Below are 776 nucleotides of genomic sequence, written 5' to 3'. Positions count from 1 at the left end.
TGAATCAACGCATCTACTTCGGCTTTTTCATCTGGTGTTACTAATCCGTCTGATGTTACTTCTGTTAGCTTATTGTCCACTACTGTTTTTGCTTGTTCCGCATTCGCTACGGCTTGTGATGCTTCAGACAATTGATCCGTATCCAAGACTCCGTTACCATCTGCATCGTTCACTTCTGGTGATGTTACGGATGCAATGTTATCTAATCTTGTTTGGAGTTCACCTTTGCCTGCGGTACTGTTCGGTACGCTATTTACCTTCTCTTGGGCCGTTTGCTTCGCTGTTTCTAATGCTTGGATTAACGCTTCTACTGCGGCTTTTTCATCTGGTGTTACTAGACCATCTGTTGTTACCTCAGTCAGTTTTGTATTCACTTCTGTTTTCGCTTGTTCGGCTTTCACTACGGCTTGCGTTGCTTCGGATAATTGATCTGTATCCAAGACTCCGTTACCATCCACATCATTTACTTCTGGTGATGCTACAGAGGCGATGTTACCTAGTCTTGTTTGTAGCTCACCTTTGCCTGCAGTACCGTTCGGTACACTATTCACCTTTTCTTTTGCCGTTTGTTTCTCTGCTTCTAATGTTTGAATTAACGCATCTACTTCGGCTTTTTCATCTGGTGTCACTAATCCATCTGATGTTACTTCTGCCAACTTCGTATCCACTACTGTTTTTGCTTGTTCTGCATTAGTCACTGCTTGCGTTGCTTCAGACAATTGTTCAGTATCTAGCACACCATTGCTATCTACGTCATTTATTTCTGGTGATGTTAC

At 42.7% G+C, this 776-nt stretch carries 1 protein-coding gene; it reads right to left on the bottom strand.

What is annotated here, in order from left to right; all coding sequences use genetic code 11:
* The coding region (locus CD150_RS13500; RefSeq protein WP_206185645.1) for a GA-like domain-containing protein at positions 1-776 on the bottom strand (776 nt) is incomplete at both ends.

This window comes from Staphylococcus ureilyticus (genome assembly GCF_002902235.1).
GTDB lineage: Bacteria > Bacillota > Bacilli > Staphylococcales > Staphylococcaceae > Staphylococcus > Staphylococcus ureilyticus.
The sequence above is the reverse complement of the archived record's forward strand: the minus strand, read 5'-3'. Positions and strand labels throughout refer to the sequence as shown.